Origin of the sequence: Pseudomonas sp. R11-23-07 (genome assembly GCF_003852295.1) — a bacterium.
Lineage (GTDB): Bacteria > Pseudomonadota > Gammaproteobacteria > Pseudomonadales > Pseudomonadaceae > Aquipseudomonas.
The window spans coordinates 3,401,154-3,418,216 of the sequence record NZ_CP027761.1 but is presented as its reverse complement, the minus strand read 5'-3'; the positions used below and the strand labels follow the sequence as shown (position 1 = coordinate 3,418,216).

Annotated in this window: 14 protein-coding genes; 6 read left to right on the top strand and 8 right to left on the bottom strand. The window is 62.7% G+C overall.

From position 1 onward, the window contains the following. Positions 1–33: 33 nt before the first annotated feature. On the bottom strand, positions 34–1,377 hold the full coding sequence (nhaA, locus tag C4J84_RS15585) for a Na+/H+ antiporter NhaA (RefSeq protein WP_124371141.1): 1,344 nt from the start codon (positions 1,375–1,377) through the stop codon (positions 34–36). Positions 1,378–1,610: 233 nt separating this feature from the next. Between nhaA and C4J84_RS15580 the strand changes: the two genes are divergently transcribed. Then, the gene (locus C4J84_RS15580; protein ID WP_124371140.1) at positions 1,611–2,435 is read left to right on the top strand and encodes a DUF2242 domain-containing protein; all 825 of its coding nucleotides are present in this window, start codon (positions 1,611–1,613) and stop codon (positions 2,433–2,435) included. Position 2,436: 1 nt separating this feature from the next. Here C4J84_RS15580 and aceE read toward each other — a convergent pair whose 3' ends face one another. After that, positions 2,437–5,097 carry a pyruvate dehydrogenase (acetyl-transferring), homodimeric type gene (gene aceE / locus C4J84_RS15575; RefSeq protein WP_124371139.1) on the bottom strand — a complete coding sequence of 887 codons (2,661 nt, stop codon included), beginning with the start codon at positions 5,095–5,097 and terminating at the stop codon, positions 2,437–2,439. 144 nt (positions 5,098–5,241) lie between these two features. Here aceE and C4J84_RS15570 point away from each other — a divergent pair, with 144 nt between their 5' ends. Then, positions 5,242–5,712: a MarR family winged helix-turn-helix transcriptional regulator gene (locus C4J84_RS15570; RefSeq protein WP_124435685.1), complete on the top strand. Its 471-nt coding sequence runs from the start codon at positions 5,242–5,244 to the stop codon at positions 5,710–5,712. A 27-nt stretch (positions 5,713–5,739) separates the two neighbouring features. Here the strand turns inward: C4J84_RS15570 and C4J84_RS15565 are convergent, their stop codons facing one another. The 3 genes from C4J84_RS15565 to C4J84_RS15555 all read right to left on the bottom strand — a co-directional run bounded on the left by C4J84_RS15565 (position 5,740) and on the right by C4J84_RS15555 (position 9,248). Next, positions 5,740–6,747 carry a pyruvate dehydrogenase gene (locus C4J84_RS15565; protein WP_124435684.1) on the bottom strand — a complete coding sequence of 336 codons (1,008 nt, stop codon included), beginning with the start codon at positions 6,745–6,747 and terminating at the stop codon, positions 5,740–5,742. A gap of 331 nt (positions 6,748–7,078) precedes the next feature. Then, positions 7,079–8,113 carry an AraC family transcriptional regulator gene (locus C4J84_RS15560; protein WP_124435683.1) on the bottom strand — a complete coding sequence of 345 codons (1,035 nt, stop codon included), beginning with the start codon at positions 8,111–8,113 and terminating at the stop codon, positions 7,079–7,081. A gap of 4 nt (positions 8,114–8,117) precedes the next feature. Then, positions 8,118–9,248 (bottom strand): carbon-nitrogen hydrolase family protein, encoded by a 1,131-nt coding sequence (locus tag C4J84_RS15555; protein WP_124435682.1) that lies wholly within the window; start codon positions 9,246–9,248, stop codon positions 8,118–8,120. A 211-nt stretch (positions 9,249–9,459) separates the two neighbouring features. Between C4J84_RS15555 and C4J84_RS15550 the strand changes: the two genes are divergently transcribed. Together C4J84_RS15550 and C4J84_RS15545 are read left to right on the top strand one after the other, a co-directional pair. Further along, positions 9,460–11,499, top strand: a complete 2,040-nt coding sequence (locus C4J84_RS15550; RefSeq protein WP_124435681.1) for an NADPH-dependent 2,4-dienoyl-CoA reductase — start codon at positions 9,460–9,462, stop codon at positions 11,497–11,499. 68 nt (positions 11,500–11,567) lie between these two features. Next, a complete protein-coding gene (locus tag C4J84_RS15545; protein ID WP_124435680.1) occupies positions 11,568–12,458 on the top strand; it encodes a 1-aminocyclopropane-1-carboxylate deaminase/D-cysteine desulfhydrase in 891 nt (296 codons plus the stop codon). A 1-nt stretch (position 12,459) separates the two neighbouring features. Here the strand turns inward: C4J84_RS15545 and C4J84_RS15540 are convergent, their stop codons facing one another. The 3 genes from C4J84_RS15540 to C4J84_RS15530 form a co-directional block, all read right to left on the bottom strand. After that, positions 12,460–13,014 carry a cytochrome b gene (locus C4J84_RS15540; RefSeq protein ID WP_124371133.1) on the bottom strand — a complete coding sequence of 185 codons (555 nt, stop codon included), beginning with the start codon at positions 13,012–13,014 and terminating at the stop codon, positions 12,460–12,462. A gap of 111 nt (positions 13,015–13,125) precedes the next feature. Beyond that, positions 13,126–13,953: a phosphonoacetaldehyde hydrolase gene (phnX, locus tag C4J84_RS15535; protein WP_124435679.1), complete on the bottom strand. Its 828-nt coding sequence runs from the start codon at positions 13,951–13,953 to the stop codon at positions 13,126–13,128. Between the two features lie 28 nt (positions 13,954–13,981). Further along, positions 13,982–15,091, bottom strand: coding sequence for a 2-aminoethylphosphonate--pyruvate transaminase (locus C4J84_RS15530; protein ID WP_124435678.1), 1,110 nt, complete (start codon positions 15,089–15,091; stop codon positions 13,982–13,984). A 111-nt stretch (positions 15,092–15,202) separates the two neighbouring features. Between C4J84_RS15530 and C4J84_RS15525 the strand changes: the two genes are divergently transcribed. After that, on the top strand, positions 15,203–16,060 hold the full coding sequence (locus C4J84_RS15525) for a LysR substrate-binding domain-containing protein (protein ID WP_124435677.1): 858 nt from the start codon (positions 15,203–15,205) through the stop codon (positions 16,058–16,060). Positions 16,061–16,159: 99 nt separating this feature from the next. Continuing rightward, positions 16,160–16,867 carry a YebC/PmpR family DNA-binding transcriptional regulator gene (locus tag C4J84_RS15520; protein ID WP_124367488.1) on the top strand — a complete coding sequence of 236 codons (708 nt, stop codon included), beginning with the start codon at positions 16,160–16,162 and terminating at the stop codon, positions 16,865–16,867. Positions 16,868–17,063: the final 196 nt, after the last annotated feature.

Genomic DNA, 17,063 nt, shown 5'->3' with positions numbered 1-17,063 from the left:
TTTGCGCGCGTTAAAGCGTTCGAGCCTTCTTTCTCAAGTCCGCTTGCCCGAGAACTTGAGCTTGCCCCAGCTCAGGCCGATGACCGCCGCCAGGGTCGAGGCCGTCAATACGCTCAGCTTGGCCGCCGCCAGCAAAGCCGGGTCGGAGAAGGCCAGGGAGGAGATGAAGATCGACATGGTGAAACCAATCCCCGCCAGCAGACCCACCAGGCCCACACCTGTCCAGGTAACGCCGTCCGGCAGCTTGCAGAGGTTGAGCTTGACCAGCGTGAAGCTCGCCAGCATCACGCCGATGGGTTTGCCCAGCACCAGGGCGAAGATGACGCCCATGAACACACCGTGGGGCAGGGGATCGTCCAGGTTGAAGCCGCTCAGGCTGACACCCGCGTTGGCCAGGGCGAACAACGGCATCACGCCGAACGCCACCCACGGGTGCAGCGCCGATTGCACCCTTTGCACTGGCGGTAATATTTCCCGCTGTGCTTCGCGCAATTGCTTCAACGGCCGGGTAACGTGCCCTGGGCCTTCAGGCGACTGGGAAAAACGCTCCATCAATTCGTTGAGCGTGCGGCCTATGGTGTCCAGCGGGCGCTCGGTGGTGGGCTTGGAGTTAACCGGGGTCATCAGCCCCAGGATCACGCCGGCGAGCGTTGGGTGAATGCCGGTCTTGAGCAGGCCGAACCACACAATCGCCCCAGGCAACAGGTAGATCGCGGCCTTACCGATGCCCATGCGCTGGAAAACCAGCACCAGTGCCAGCCCGGCGACGGCAATCACCAGCCCCATGTAATCGAGGCTGGCGGTGAAGAAAACGGCAATGATCAGGATCGCCACGATGTCATCGATAATCGCCAGGGCCAGCAGCAAAATACGCACGCCGCTGGGGATCGACTTACCCAACAGTGCCAGCACGCCGACGGCAAACGCGATGTCCGTCGCGGTGGGCACGGCCCAGCCACTGGCGGCGGCAGTGCCGTGGTTGAGCAGGGTGTAAATGAGCGCCGGCATCAGTACGCCGCCCAGTGCAGCGCCTAATGGCAGGGTGGCCAGCTTGAGGTTGGCGAGCGCGCCGTCCTTGATTTCCTGACGGATCTCGGCGCCCACCACCAGGAAGAAGATGGTCATCAGGCCGTCGTTGACCAGAAAATGCAGGGAGCGCGACACACTGTAGTCGCCCAACCCAAGGGTGACCGGTGTGTTCCAGAAGTGCTCATAGGTGTCGGCCGCCGGGCTGTTGGCCCAGATCAATGCGACGATGGCAGCCAGCAGCAAAACGATGCCGCTGACGGCTTCAATCCGTGAAAAGCGCTCGAGGGCCGACAGTGCGCCCTCGGTCAAACGCTGAGGGCGAGGGATGGCGGGGTGTTTATCAGGCACGACAAATCTCCATTGGCGGCCCGACCAACGCTTATCCTTTAACCTGCGCTGTGCCGTATGCAGCAGCGCACCCAGGGCGATAATAGGAAGTTGGGGAATAAGTTGTAAACAAACTTGTCATAGTCAGCGGCACCGGTCCCAAAAGCCTGTGACGTTTTACCGACAGGAATGCGCGCGCCAACGCCTCGTTCTGTTGCACAATACCGCCCGGACTGTTTTTCTCAGGATTTTCGATGTCGACATCATTTCACTTGCGAAACCTAGGGTTGGCGCTGGTGCTGGCGGGCGCGGCGGGTTGCTCGTCGCCCAAGACCGCTATTTACGAACATGAGAATTTCGATGATTCCGGTACGTTTTCCCGCGATTACCCGGTGAGCGATGTGGCGGCCTGTGAAGCCGCGCGCCGTGCCCTGCTGAGCCAGGGCTATATCATCACCAGCAGCGACCCGAAGCTGGTGGCCGGTAACAAGAGTTTCCAGCAGACCGGCGAAAGCCACCTGCAGATCAGCTTCAACGTGGTGTGCGCCGCGGATGGCAAAGGCAGCAATCATTCGACGATGTTTGCCAACGCCTTGCAGGATCGCTATGCGCTGAAGAAGGTCAACAACTCCGCGAGTCTCGGGGTAGGGGTACTGGGTTCGGTGTCGATGCCGATCGGCTCCACCGATGACTCGATGGTCAAGGTGGCGAGCGAGACCGTTTCGGCGCCCAAGTTCTATGAGCGTTACTTTGCGTTGGTGGATGTGTTCCTGCCCCAGGAAGTGAAGCAGGCTGCGCACATCCCCGAAAAGCCCAAGGATGAGCTTGGCATGCCTGAACCCAAGGCCGCACCGGCCGCCGAGAAGGTCGAGGCGCCCCAGGAGACACCGGCAACGCCTGCCGCTGCGCAACCGCTTGCACCGCCAGCCGAAGCCGCACCGATCGCGCCGAGCGTCGCGCCGGAGCCCGTACCGGACGCCACGTCGGCCCCGGCAGCAGAACCTGCACCGGCACCGACCAACCCGAACCTGCCAGCGCCGACAGAGGCGATTCCACCCCTGCCAACGCCTGCGCAGTAACTCACACCGCTACGGGGTCTGCCTTGTCGGCATTGATCCCGTAGCGGCTGATGGCCTCCACGACTTTGTCACGGCCTATCACGCCGTCATCTGCCAGTGCCTTCAGGGCCGCCAGCACGATGAAGTGTCGATCCACTTCAAAAAACTCGCGCAACGCTTCCCGCGTATCCGACTGCCCGAAACCATCGGTTCCCAACGCCACGAAGCGGCGGCCATGTACGAAAGGGCGGATCTGGTCTGCGAATAACTTCATGTAGTCCGTTGCCACCACCATTGGCCCGGCTTTACCGACGAGGCACTGCTCCACGTAGCTCAGGCGTAGCTCACCCTCCGGATGCAGCAGGTTCCAGCGCTCTGTTGCGTGCCCGTCACGGCGCAGCTCAGTCAGGCTGGTGGCGCTCCATACGTCACTGTGCACGGCAAAGTCCTGCTCAAGCAGGGCCGCTGCGGCGATCACTTCGCGCAAAATCGAACCACTGCCCATCAATTGCACCTGTGAGTCGGGGTGTGTGCTCAACGGGTACATACCTTTGAGGATGCCATCCTCCACGCCTTCGGGGATCGCCGGGTGCGGGTAGTTTTCGTTGAGCAGGGTGATGTAGTAGTAAATGTCTTCTTGCTCGACATACATACGGCGCATGCCCTCGCGAATGATCACCGCCAGCTCGTAGGCAAAGGTCGGATCATAGGCCACGCAGCACGGAATCACTGACGCCAGGATATGGCTGTGCCCGTCGTCATGTTGCAAACCTTCGCCCATCAGGGTGGTGCGACCGGCCGTGGCCCCCAGCAGAAAACCACGGGCCCGCGCATCCCCGGCCGCCCAGGCCAGGTCGCCGACGCGCTGGAAGCCGAACATCGAATAGAAAATATAGAAAGGCACGGTCATCAGGCCGTGGTTGCTGTAGGACGTACTCGCCGCGATCCACGAGGAAATGGCACCCGATTCATTCAGGCCTTCCTGCATGATCTGTCCGTCCTTGCTCTCTTTGTAGTAGCTCAGTTGCCCAGCGTCCTGCGGGGTGTACAACTGGCCGACGGCGGAGTGGATGCCGATCTGTCTGAACAGGCTTTCCATGCCGAAGGTGCGCGACTCATCCGGCACGATGGGGACGATCAGCTTGCTCAGATGTGGGTCCTTGAGCAGCGTGCCGAGGATGCGCACGAACGCCATGGTGGTGGAAATTGCGCGCTCGCCGGTGTCCTTGAGTTGAGTGGCGAATGCGGACAGCGGCGGGATCGTCAACGCCGCGACGCTGCTATGCCGAGCGGGCACATAGCCGCCCAAGGCCTGGCGTCGGGCGGCAAAGTAGCGGGCTTCGACACTGTCGGCGGCGGGTTTGAGGTAGGGGATTTCGTCGAGCTGGTCATCGGCCACTTCCAGCCCGAAGCGGTCGCGGAAGGCTTTCACCGCGTCGGCCCCCATCTTTTTCAATTGATGGTTGATGTTCTGGCCTTCGCCGGCTTCGCCCATGCCGAAGCCTTTTACGGTCTTGGCCAGGATCACCGTAGGCTGGCCCTTGTGCCGCACGGCGGCGGCGTAGGCGTTGTAGACCTTGTCCGGGTCATGCCCGCCCCGTGAGAGCTTCCAGATATCGTCGTCGGACATATCTGCAACCAATGCCAGCAGCTCCGGATATTTACCGAAGAAATGTTCGCGTACGTAGGCGCCATTCTGGGATTTGTAATTCTGGTAGTCGCCGTCCACGCATTCCATCATGCGTTGGCGCAGCAGGCCGCTGTGGTCCTTTTCCAGCAGCGCATCCCAACCACCGCCCCAGATTACCTTGATCACATTCCAGCCGGCGGCGCGGTACAGGCTCTCGAACTCCTGGATCACCTTGGCATTACCGCGCACCGGGCCGTCCAGGCGCTGCAGGTTGCAATTGACCACAAAGATCAGGTTGTCGAGTTTTTCACGGCCCGCGACGGAAATGGCGGCCAGGGATTCCGGCTGGTCCATTTCGCCATCGCCCAGGAACGCCCAGACCTTGCGACCCTGGTGTGGCTTGAGATCACGAAACTCCAGGTAACGCATAAAGCGCGCCTGGTACGCAGCGGTGATCGGCCCGAGCCCCATGGAAACCGTAGGGAATTGCCAGAAGTCCGGCATCAGCCGTGGGTGAGGATATGACGACAGGCCTTCGCCGCCGGCCTCGCGGCGAAAGTTATCCAGTTGGGCTTCGTTGATACGGCCTTCCAGATATGCGCGGCCATAGATGCCAGGGGAGGAATGGCCCTGGATGTACACCAGGTCGCCGTCGAACGTGTCAGTTCGGCCTCGGAAGAAATGGTCGAAGCCTACGTCGTACAGCACGGCGGCTGACGCATAGGTCGCGATATGCCCACCCACCCCGGAGTGTTTGCCTGCACGCAATACCATCGCCATGGCATTCCAGCGGATAAATGCGTTGGTCCGGCGTTCGATTTCCAGATTGCCGGGGTAGGGCAGCTGGCGATCGACGGCAATGGTATTCACGTATGGGGTGGTCACCCGTCCGTAAAAATCGCCGTGGCGCGCGACGTCGAAATCCAGCAACTGATCGATCAGGTAGTGGGCGCGGGGGCGACCTTCGGCCGACAGCACCGATTCGATGGAGTCCAGCCACTCGCGGGTTTCCTGCGGATCGTTGTCCAGGGACGCGGCGTTATTCGGGTTCATATGAGGCTCCAGGGTAAGCGGATTCCAGGCGGCGAACGCCTTGTGGGCGTGACGCAATATAATTGCAATTGCAACGACATGCCGGAATTTAGCCCGGGATGAGCTACTATTGCAACCTTCTTGAAATTCCCCGGATGGTGTTGCATGTCGTCGAAAGAGCCTGATGTATGGTTCCGTTTTGTCAGGGCTCACAGGACGGTCATCCGTGAGATCGAGCGCCGGTTGGCCGAGGCGCAACTGCCGCCGTACGCCTGGTACGACGCGTTGTGGGGACTGGAGAGCGGCCCTGAGGGCACCCGCCGTATGCATGAACTGGCCGATGTACTGGCCATCGAGCGTTACAACCTCACGCGTCTGGTTGATCGCCTGGAGAAAGACGGCTTGGTGGTGCGCTCGCGTTCCGACGGTGATGGCCGGGCGGCGTTTGCCTCGATCACCGAGGCGGGCCGTACCCTGCGCAAAAAAATGTGGAAAATCTACGAAAGCACCGTGGACGAGCTGTTCCTGTCGCAGATCGAGCCCGAGCATCGCCAGGCCTTTGCCGATGCGCTGGAGCGTACGGCGGGATTGGCGATGGGGGCGGCTGTGCAAATCCGTGGCCGGCGCAAAACCTGATGAAGTGAGAAAGAGGCTGCATTCCAGTCATTTCAATTGATAGCGCTGCAGCGCATTTTCCACCCTTTGTGTGTCCAGATGCCCCTCATCGGCCAACGCTTTGAGCGCCAACACCGCAATCCAATACCGATTCGGTGCTGCCGCCTGCACTGAGCCTGCGCCCAGCGCCACGAAGCGCGTATCCACATGCGCCGCCAACTGATCGACAACCGCCTGCGGGTAGCCGGTGACGGCAATCACCGGGGCCCGGCTCCCCGCCAGGCAGTCGCGCAGATGGCAGCTACGCCTGGGCGCATGCGGATGCAGGCGGTTCCAGCGCTCAGCGGCCGCCGCTTCGCGGGCCAACCGGGTGTAACTGGGGCAACTCCAGACGTGCGCCGCAATGCCCCATTCATCTTCCAGCAACTGCGCGGCGTGCATGACTTCCTCCAGTGCCTGCCCGGCACCGAGCAGGCGCACTGCCGCCCCTGCGCACGGTCGCCGCACGGAGTACATGCCCTTGACCGTGCCTTCACGGTCCAGCGCCTGCGGTGCGATGGCACTTTCTTGGTCATGCAACGCCAGGTAATAAAACCCCGGCGAGCCATCGACGTATAACGTGCGCAACCCCGCCAGCACGATCGCCTGTGCTTCTTCGCCTGAGGCGGGGTCGTAGGGCGTGCAGCGTGGATTGGCCGACAGCCACAATGGCAACGACGGCTGCGCGCCCTTCGGCCAAGGCGATGGCTGGGTTTCGCTGTCGTTGCACAAGATGCCGCGCTGGGCGGTCTGGTCTGACAATGCGCACAGCTGCGCGGACGACGTCACGCTGTGCAGGTAGAGCAGCGGTTTTTCGCCGGTGTTGCGCGCAAACCAGGTGGGCCAATTGCCCACACGCCGGCTACGTGACTGCCCGCGAATCACCCAGGCTTGGCGGCTCGATTCCAAGGTGTTGGCCATGGTCATGACCGTGTACAGCGGCGAGTTGCGCGCGTGCGCGCAGGGGGTGAGTGCGTCGATGCACAATTGCGCTGCATTCGCGGTAGAGGCGGGCATGGGCGTGGCTCCTGACAACAGAGGGCCTACCCTAATGGAATTCGACTTGTAATTGCAATTGCAATGATTGCAATTGCGCGCCAGCGCTGACCTGCTAAATTTGTCCGCCGCCGACGCGTTTAAGCTTCGAGTGCAGGAACGTCATGGCACAGACATTTTTTCGTCATGACGGCACTTTAGGCTGATCGTGCAGGTCATTAATCGTGCGGTCGCTTTAACTCAACGAGGAGTCCCCCATGGACGATTACCAGGAAGAACTATTGGAGTACCAGGCATTCGAATTCGACCCGCTGGACCCGGTCGACGATGCCACCGAGCTGTAAGCCCGACTTCAGGCGGAATGCCGCTGACTGCGGCGAAATTCCCCTGGGGTCTGGTTGTTCCAGCGCCTGAAGGCGCGTTGGAAGGCTTGGGCTGAGGCGAAACCGAGCAAGTAGGCGATCTCGCCGAAAGCCAGTTCCGTATCGCGAATGTAGGTCATGGCCAGGTCGCGGCGGGTGTCGTTGAGAATCGCGCGGAACTGGGTGCCCTCGTCGGCCAGTTTGCGGCGCAGTGTCCAGGTGGGCAGCTTCAGGCGTGCCGCCACTTCTTCCAGGTCGGGTTCCCGGCCGCCATTGAGCATCGGCCCGAGCAACCGGGTAATGCGCTCGCGCAGGCTGCGGGTGCGCGTCAGCTGCTCCAGTTCCCGTTCACACAGTTGCAGCAACAGCTGCCAGGTACTCGGGCAGTGGTGCGGGTTGCGCAGGGCGAGGGTAGGTTGGCTGAGGCGCAGTTGATTGTTCTCGGCACCGAACTGCAGCGGTGCGGCCCCCAGCACGTCATACCGCTCACTGTACTCGGGAGCTTCGAACTCGATTTCGATGCGCTGGGCCTGCACCCTTTGTTGCGCCAGGCTCGACAGTTGATGCAGCCAGCCGGCGATGATCGAGTCCACCACAAAGCGGTTGTAGGCGTTGTAGGGGCTGATCGAATAGAACCGCAGCCAGGCGCCTTCGGCGTCCTCATGAAAACTCGATTGCCCACGGTAGTTGGAGCCATACAAGGGTTCGAAACGCGTCAGCGTGCGCGCGGCTTCGCGCACATTCGGTGCCTGGGCCGCGGTGACACCGGCGAGCCCGGCCTGGCTCAGGCGGCTGAGCTGGCCCATGCGCAGGCCCAGCCCCGCATCGCCGGTCAGTTGGATGGCCGCATGGCCCAGGCGCATATAGCGCGGTATCGACAAACGCGCGCCCGCTTCGGCCAGGCGGGCGGGGTCCAGGCCGTATTGCAGCAGCAGCGGTTGCGGGTCCAAGCCGTGGCTGTGCACGGCATCGGCCAGGGTGTGCACGAAGCCCACCGACAAATCCCCCAGGCGCACCGGCTTCACGCGCTTACAGCCAGATATTCAGCAGGCGCGCGCCACGGGCATCGCCGTCGGCGAACAGTTGCCCGTTGCGGCTGAGGAAGCTTTGCCCGGCGCTGCCCAGGTCCCAGAACTGCCCACGCAAAAACACGCTCATGCCTGCCGTGGCTTGGCTGATCGGTGGCTGGCTGATCAACGTCAGGCGGCGCCAGGCTTCGCCCTCGCTGGTTTCTTCGGGCTTGAGGCTGACTTCCGAAGGCGTCGACACGCTCTTGAAGCCGCGCCACGGGCGGTCCCAGGTGTCGCGGCCGGTCACGTAGGCCGGCACTGCGATCAGTTGGGCGCGTTGTTCGTTGAGCTTGCGGTAGTTATCCGGGTACCAGCTGTCGCTGCCTATCAGGATGCCCAGGCGACCGGCCGGGGTGTCGACCACGCTGACGATATTTTCATCGCCGGGCTCGATAAAGCCGCGTTCGTCGTAGATCGGGTACAACTGACGTTGCGGCTGGCCCAGGGGCAAACCGTCGGCGGCAAACACCAGGCTGACGTTGTACAGCGCGCCGTGGCCGACCTGCAGTTGCCCCAGGCTCACACTCGGGTTGGGCAGGGCGATGGAGCCGGCCACCAGGGTCACGCCGAACTCCTTGGCCAAGCCGCCAAACAGCACTTGGTAATCGCGCGCCATGCCTGGCGCTTTCATGCGCAAATACGCATCGTCCATGCGGTTCTCGCCGGTGGCGCTGATCCAGGCGCGCATGAACTGCACCGGGTTGCTGATCGACAACCAGTTCATCGCGTCCCTGAGATGAGGCGCCTGGTACAACTCGTTTTTCTCGCCGCCCAGCATCAGCCAGGTGCCGATGTGCTCGGGCAGTACCACGATGGTCTTGTCGTTGATCAAGCCCAGCTCACGGGCCTTTTGCAGATAGGCCGAGAGCTTCAAGTGCAGGCGTTCCAGGCTCTGGTAGTCGGCAGGGAACAGCTCCGGCTGGATGCCCAGCAGGTTGCCACGCTCGGCCGGCTGGCCTTCGTTGACGGCGAGGGTGATGCGCAGGTCTGACAGGTAATGCCCCACGGGGCGCTCCTGGGTCCAGACCAGATACGCGGCAAGGGCGGCAACCAGGGCCATGGAGACGGTGAACACGAGTAATTTACGCATGGGGCAACAGACAACACACCGGGGGCAGGGTTCGCGACTAGGGTAGGGCCCATGGCCTGGCTTGCCAAGGGGTGCTGTGCATTTGGATCAATAACTTGTCAGTTTCAGTCATTGAGCGGTAGGTGATCGCCTCTTAGTCTGTGGGACATAAACCGATGGGGTGCCATTCGAGCTCTCCACGTCCCGTGATGATCCGTTGTGGAGCTGTACCATGACCGCTGCTGCCTACCCGCATTTGCTGGCCCCGCTGGACCTGGGTTTTACCACCCTGCGCAACCGCACCCTGATGGGCTCCATGCACACTGGCCTGGAAGAAAAGCCCGGCGGTTTTGAGCGCATGGCGGCTTACTTCGCCGAGCGCGCCCGTGGCGGCGTCGGCCTGATGGTGACTGGCGGCATCGGCCCGAACGATGAAGGCGGCGTGTATGCCGGTGCGGCCAAGCTGACCACCGACGAAGAAGCGCAAAAACACAAGATCGTCACCCAGGCCGTGCACGACGCCGGTGGCAAGATCTGCATGCAGATTCTGCATGCCGGGCGTTATGCCTACAGCCCCAAGCAAGTGGCGCCGAGCGCGATCCAGGCGCCGATCAACCCGTTCAAGCCCAAGGAACTGGACGAGGAAGGCATCGAAAAGCAGATCCAGGATTTCGTCACCTGCTCGCTGCTGGCCCAGGTCGCCGAGTACGACGGCGTGGAAATCATGGGTTCCGAAGGCTACTTCATTAACCAGTTCCTCGCCGCCCACACCAACCACCGCACCGACCGTTGGGGCGGCAGCTTTGAAAACCGCATGCGCCTGGCCGTGGAAATTGTGCGCCGGGTGCGTGAAGCGGTAGGCCCGAATTTCATCATTATCTTCCGCCTGTCGATGCTCGACCTGGTCGAGGGCGGCAGCATCTGGGACGAAGTCGTGCAGCTGGCCAAGGCCATCGAGCAGGCCGGCGCGACCCTGATCAACACCGGCATCGGCTGGCATGAAGCGCGCATTCCGACCATCGCCACCAAGGTGCCGCGCGGGGCGTTCAGCAAGGTCACCGCCAAATTGCGCGGGGCGGTACAGATCCCGTTGATCACCACCAACCGCATCAACACCCCCGAAGTCGCCGAGCAGATCCTCGCCGAAGGCGATGCCGACATGGTCTCCATGGCGCGGCCATTTCTTGCCGACCCGGAGTTCGTCAACAAGGCCGCGGCCGGGCGTGCCGACGAGATCAACACCTGCATCGGCTGCAACCAGGCGTGCCTGGACCACACCTTCGGCGGCAAGCTGACCACTTGCCTGGTCAACCCGCGGGCGTGCTATGAAACCGAGCTTAATTACTTGCCGGTCAAGCAGATCAAGAAAATCGCGGTAGTCGGCGCCGGCCCCGCAGGCCTGGCGGCGGCAACGGTGGCCGCCGAGCGCGGCCACCAAGTGACGCTGTTCGATTCCGCCAGCGAGATCGGCGGCCAGTTCAACATCGCCAAGCGTGTGCCGGGCAAGGAAGAGTTCTTTGAAACCCTGCGCTACTTCAAGCGCAAATTGCAGACCACCCATGTCGAGCTGTGCCTCGACACCCGTGTCGACGTGGCGCAACTGGTGGCGCGCGGTTATGACGAGGTGATCCTGGCCACCGGTATCGCGCCGCGTACCCCGGCGATCCCCGGTGTGGAGCACGCCAAGGTGCTGAGTTACCTGGATGTGATCCTCGAGCGCAAGCCGGTGGGCAAGCGTGTGGCGGTGATCGGCGCTGGCGGCATCGGGTTCGACGTGTCGGAATTCCTGGTGCATCAGGGCGTGTCTACCAGCCTGGACCGTGAAGCGTTCTGGAAGGAGTGGGGCATCGACACCCTGCTTGAGGCCCGTGGCGGTGTCGCCGGGATCAAGCCCGAGCGGCATGCACCGGCGCGTGAGGTATTCCTGCTGCAACGCAAGGCGTCCAAGGTCGGCGACGGCCTGGGCAAGACCACCGGCTGGATCCACCGCACCGGCTTGAAAAACAAACAGGTGCAGATGCTTAACAGCGTCGAATACCTGAAGATCGATGATGAAGGCCTGCACATCCGCATCGGCGCCGAGGGCGAGCCCCAGGTGCTGGCGGTGGACAACATCGTCATCTGCGCCGGCCAGGACCCGCTGCGCGAACTGCACGACGGCCTGGTCGCCGCCGGGCAGCACGTGCACCTGATTGGTGGTGCCGATGTGGCGGCCGAACTGGACGCCAAGCGCGCCATCAACCAGGGCTCGCGTCTCGCCGCTGAGCTTTGAAGCACAGGAGCGGTGAAGAACAGGAGTGGTGGTAGACTGCCGCTCTTTTTTCAGGCAGATGCGCCCTCATGGGTCCTTTCGACTGGCTCCCCCATGCTCCTCTTGAACCCGTGCAACTGGACTGGCTGCAGGGCGTCGAATTGGCCGTACTGCGCCTGGACCGTATCGACCCGCTGATCAGCGGCAACAAATGGTTCAAGCTCAGCGGCCACCTGGCCCAGGCGCAACAGGCCTGCGCCAGCGGTATCATCAGCCTCGGCGGGGCTTACTCCAACCATCTGCACGCACTGGCGGCGGCGGGCAAGCGCTTTGGCTTCGCCACCGTCGGCCTGCTGCGCGGCCATGCCCAAGACACCCCCACCGTGCTCGACCTGAAAGCCTTCGGCATGCACCTGCATTGGCTGGGCTATGGCGGTTATCGCGAGCGGCATGCGCCGGGGTTCTGGTTGCCTTGGCATGAGCAGTATCCGCATTTGTACCCGGTGCCCGAAGGCGGTGGCGGATTGACCGGAGCGTTGGGTTGCACGGTATTGCTCGAACAGGCGCGGGCGCAATTGGCGAACCTGGGCTGGGCCGACTACGACGCCTGGTGGCTGGCGGCCGGCACTGGCACCACCCTGGCCGGCCTGGCGCTGGCCGAGGCGGGCGCGCATGCGGTGTACGGGGCGATGGCGGTGCCGGATGATCACGGCGTGGCGCAGAACGTCAATACCATTGTGCAGCACGGCTACCACTTGCTTGACGCCAGCCGTGGCGGCTTTGCCAGCGTCGACCCGCTACTGCTCGACTTCATCGACAGCACGCAACAGGCCTGTGGCATACCCCTGGAACCGCTCTACACCGGCAAGGCGCTGCTGGCGTTGAAGCAGCAGATCGAGGCGGGACGCTTTGCGGCCGGCACTCGGCTGATCTTCATTCACACCGGCGGCTTGCAAGGCCGCCGAGGCTTCAACGCCTAGCTCAGCGAACACTCCGGCCCGGCATCATGCGCAGTGCCGTGTTATCGCGCAGCACATAATGATGAAAGATCCCCGCCAACGCATGCAGCCCGATCAGCCAATAGCCCGCCTTGCCGAACCACACATGCCAGCCTTCGATCTGCTTGGCCAATGCCTTGTTCTCGCCAATCAGCGGCGGTAATTCCATCCCATAGAACATCACCGAATGCCCCTCGGCACTGACGATCAGCCAACCGGCAATCGGCATGCCGATCATCAGGGCGTACAGCGCAGCGTGCATCAGGGTTGCCAGCAGGCTCTGCCATTGCGGCGGCTGCGGCAGTATTTTCGGTGCAACGCCCAGGCTGCGCGCAAACAGGCGCAACCACACCAGCACGAACACGCTGAGGCCAAGCATGAAGTGCATTTCCACAATCAGCGTGCGTGCGCCGCTGCCTTTGGGGAACTGCCCGCGCAGTTCAATGCAGGCGTAAACCACCGCCAGCAGCACCACCATCAACCAGTGCAGCGCAATCGACATGGTGCTGTAGCGTGTATCGGAATTTTTCCACGGCATTACTGGGTTCCTCACTTGTCAGGGCATGCCTCCGTTCTTTGACGGAGTAGGGTAACTGTATGCCTGTTTCAAGCGCTTCGCCCGTTGCGAACGCGGTTGCCTTGACCTCGGTCAGTCGCTTTGCGGCATTTCCCCACGCGCCAGGCGCGCGTTGATATCGGCGATCACCTGGGGCAGCTCGGCAATGGTGTCCACCCGGTAGTGCGGGCGTGAGCCTTCGAACAGCGCTTCGATACGCTGGCGCTCGCTGGCCAATGCGGCACTGTCCAAGCCCCGGAATTGCTCGTAGGTCAGGCCCAGGGCGTTGCCGGAGCAGGTCAGGGCCACGGTCCACATGCCTGCGCGGCGGCCTTCCAGTATGCCCGGCACGGTGTCGTCGACCTTCACGCACGCCGCCACATCGTCAATGCCCAGCGCGATCACATTGGCCAGGGCCTGGGCCGGCCACGGACGGCCATTGGGGACTTCGTCGGTGGCCACCACATGGTCGGCGACATAGCCGTTGCTGGCGGCCAGGGCGACCACTTTGTCCATCACTTGCCTGGGGTAGCCGGAGCAGGATCCTATTTTGATGCCTTGTGCGCGCAACCCGGCGAGGGTGTCGAGGGCGCCGGGGATCAGCGCCGAGTGTTCGGCGATTTTCTCGATCTGCAACGGCATGAAACGCTGGTAAATCGCCGTTACGTCGTCGTCGGTGGGCGTGCGACCGAACGCCTGGCGGTAGCGCTCGGCAACCTGCGGCTGGTCGCAAAGCGTGCGAATGTGGTCCCACTTGCCCATGCCCATCGGGCCACGGGCTTCTTCGATGGAAACCTGTACGCCGAACTCGGCGAAGGCCTCGACGAAAATCTGCGTGGGCGCAAACGAGCCGAAGTCGACCACGGTGCCGGCCCAATCGAGGATGACGGCCTGGAGGGTGGTGGGGTTTTGATAGTTCATGGTGCAGATCCTGTCGGTAAAGGGGAAATCAGATGTCCAGCACGTCCATGTCTTGCAGCACTTGGGCAATGGCGTTGACGGCGGCCTGCATGCCTGCGGCATCGACCTGGCCGATGCAGCCCACGCGGAAGGTCTCGACCTGGGTCAATTTGCCCGGATACAGGAGGAAACCCTTGGCCTTGACCCGTTCGTAGAACTCCCTGAACTGGTAGCGCGGGTCCTTCGGTGCGTGGAAGGTGACGATGATCGGTGCCTGGATCGCCGCTGGCAGGAAGCTGCGCAGGTGCAGTTCGGCCATGCCGTCCAGCAGTGTCTGGCAGTTATCGGCGTAGCGTTGATAGCGGGCGGGCAGGCCGCCTTCTTCGTGGTATTGCAGCAGCGCTTCGTGCAGGGCAGCGACCACGTGGGTGGGCGGGGTGAAGCGCCACTGGCCGGTTTGGGCCATGTAGTAATGCTGGTCGAACAGGTCCATCGCCAGGGAGTGACAGTTGCCTCGGCTGGCGGCCAGCGCGGTTTTTTCGACGAAGACAAACCCCATGCCCGGCACGCCTTCCAGGCATTTGCCGGAGGCGGCGATCAGCGCGTCGAACGGCACTTCGCGGGCGTCGATCGGCAATGCACCGAAGGAGCTCATGGCGTCGATGATCAGGCGCTTGCCGTGGCGTTTGACCACCTCGGCGATCTGCGCCAGCGGGTTGAGGATGCCGGTGCTGGTTTCGCAGTGGATCAGCGCGACATGGGTGATGGCGGTGTCGGCGTGCAGCAGGCGTTCCACATCGGCGGCGGCGGTGGGTTCGTCCTCCCGGGTTTCAAAGGTACTGAACGCCCGGCCGAGCACCTCGCAGATCTTCGCCAGGCGCTTGCCGTAGGCGCCGTTGACCAATACGAGCACCTTGCCGTTGCGCGGTACCAGGGTGCCGATGGCGGCTTCGACGGCGAAGGTGCCGCTGCCTTGCAACGGCACGCAATGATGACGCTCGGCACCCTGGATGATCGCCAGCAATTGCTCGCACACGCTGGCGGTGAGTTGGTTGAAACGCTCATCCCATGAACCCCAGTCCACCATCATCGCCTGACGGGTGCGGTTTGACGTGGTCAGGGGGCCGGGGGTCAGCAGGATTGGCGTGGCAGTGCGCATCTTGGCTCCTCGTAAAACAACGGGTCGACTCTACGGCGCCTAAATTGCAGTTTGGCTTGTCATCAATCAAATTGTTTGTTGTTATGCGGGCTATCAGTGAGGCCGATAGCCATGAACCTGTTTCAACTGCGCGCATTCGATGCCGTAGCCCGCGAGGGCAGTTTTACCCGGGCGGCGGCCCGGCTGTTCATCAGCCAGCCGGCGGTGACCGGGCATATCAAGGCCCTGGAAGAGCACTACCAGATTCCCTTGCTGCGCCGCACCGCGCGGCGAGTGGAGTTGACCGAAGAGGGCGCGCGCCTGGCGGCGATCACCCGCGCGATCTTCGGTCTGGTCGACGAGGCGCAGGCCATGCTTGAAGCCAACCGCCAATTGCTCACCGGCCGCCTGGAAGTGGCGGCGGACGGCCCGCATCTGGTGATGCCGATGATCGCCCGCTTGCGGGCCTGCTATCCGGGGATCACGGTGAACCTGCGCCTGGGCAATGCCCAGGAAACCCTCGCGGCCTTGTTGTCGGAGCATGCAGACGTGGCGGTGCTGACCGAAGTGGAACCGCGCAATGGCCTGCACCTGCAACCCTTGGGCGAGTCGCGTATCTGCGCGCTGGTGCCGGCCGGGCATCCGTGGGCGGCGCAGGCCGAGGGCATTGAACTGGCGCAGTTGAACGAGGTGATCATGGTGCTGCGCGAGCCCAGCTCCATCACCCGGCGTACCTTTGACGACGCGTGCCTGGCCGCCCAGGTGCGGCCCAGGGTGCTGCTGGAACTCGACAGCCGGGAAGCGGTGACCGAAGCGGTTGCCGCCGAGTTGGGCATGGGGGTGGTGTCGTCGATAGAGGTCAGCCAGGACCCGCGCGTACACGCCGTGCCGATCCTCGGCGATGGCCTGCTGAACCGGCACAGTCTCGGCTGCCTGGAGCGGCGCCGGTCGTTGCGCTTGATCCAGGCGTTTTTCGAGTTGGCGCCTTGAGGGTTTTTTGGTGGAACGATGCGTGGCTGCGCTATAAACTCTGCCCCCAAAGCGCCGGCCAGTAGACGTTTCGGCGCCATGGATAGTAGAGAGTGAGTCATGGGCGCACAGTGGAAAGTCAAACATAAAGAAGCGGCAGCCAATGCCAAGGGCAAGATTTTCGGCAAGCTGGTGAAAGAAATCACCATCGCCGCCCGCAACGGTGCGGACACCTCGACCAACGCCCACCTGCGGTTGGTGGTGGAGCAGGCCAAGAAGGCCTCGATGCCCAAGGAAACCCTGGACCGCGCAATCAAGAAGGGCGCCGGTCTGCTCGGTGAAACCGTGCAGTACCACCGCGTGACCTACGAAGGTTTCGCCCCCCACCAGGTGCCGTTGATCGTCGAGTGCGTCACCGACAACATCAACCGCACCGTGGCGGAAATCCGCGTGGCGTTCCGCAAGGGGCAACTGGGCGCTTCCGGCTCGGTGGCCTGGGACTTCAACCACGTCGGCCTGATCGAAGCATCGCCGGACACCCCGGACGCTGACCCGGAAATGGCCGCCATCGAAGCTGGCGCCCAGGATTTCGAAGACGGCGAAGAAGCTGGCACCAGCCTGTTCATCACCGAAACCACCGACCTGGATGCGGTGCAGAAAGCCTTGCCGGAGCAGGGTTTCACCGTGCTGTCGGCCAAGTTGGGCTACATCTCGAAGAACCCGGTGACCGGCTTGAGCGAGGAGCAGATGGCGGAAGTCGAAGCCTTCCTGGAAGGCCTGGACAACCACGATGATGTGCAGGATATGTTTGTCGGTCTGGCGGGTTAAAGCGCGGTAAAAAATGTGGGAGGCCCCACTACCTCTTCGACGTAGCGCTGTCGCGCAGCAAACTGGGGGCGCCTACAAATATTCTTGGCGCTGAGGTGATCGTTCCCGCGCTCTGCGTGGGAATGCCTCCTGGGACGCTCCGCGTCCCGCCAAGCGCTGCAAGTTTCGGCGATTGCGCACAGGTGACGCGGAGCGT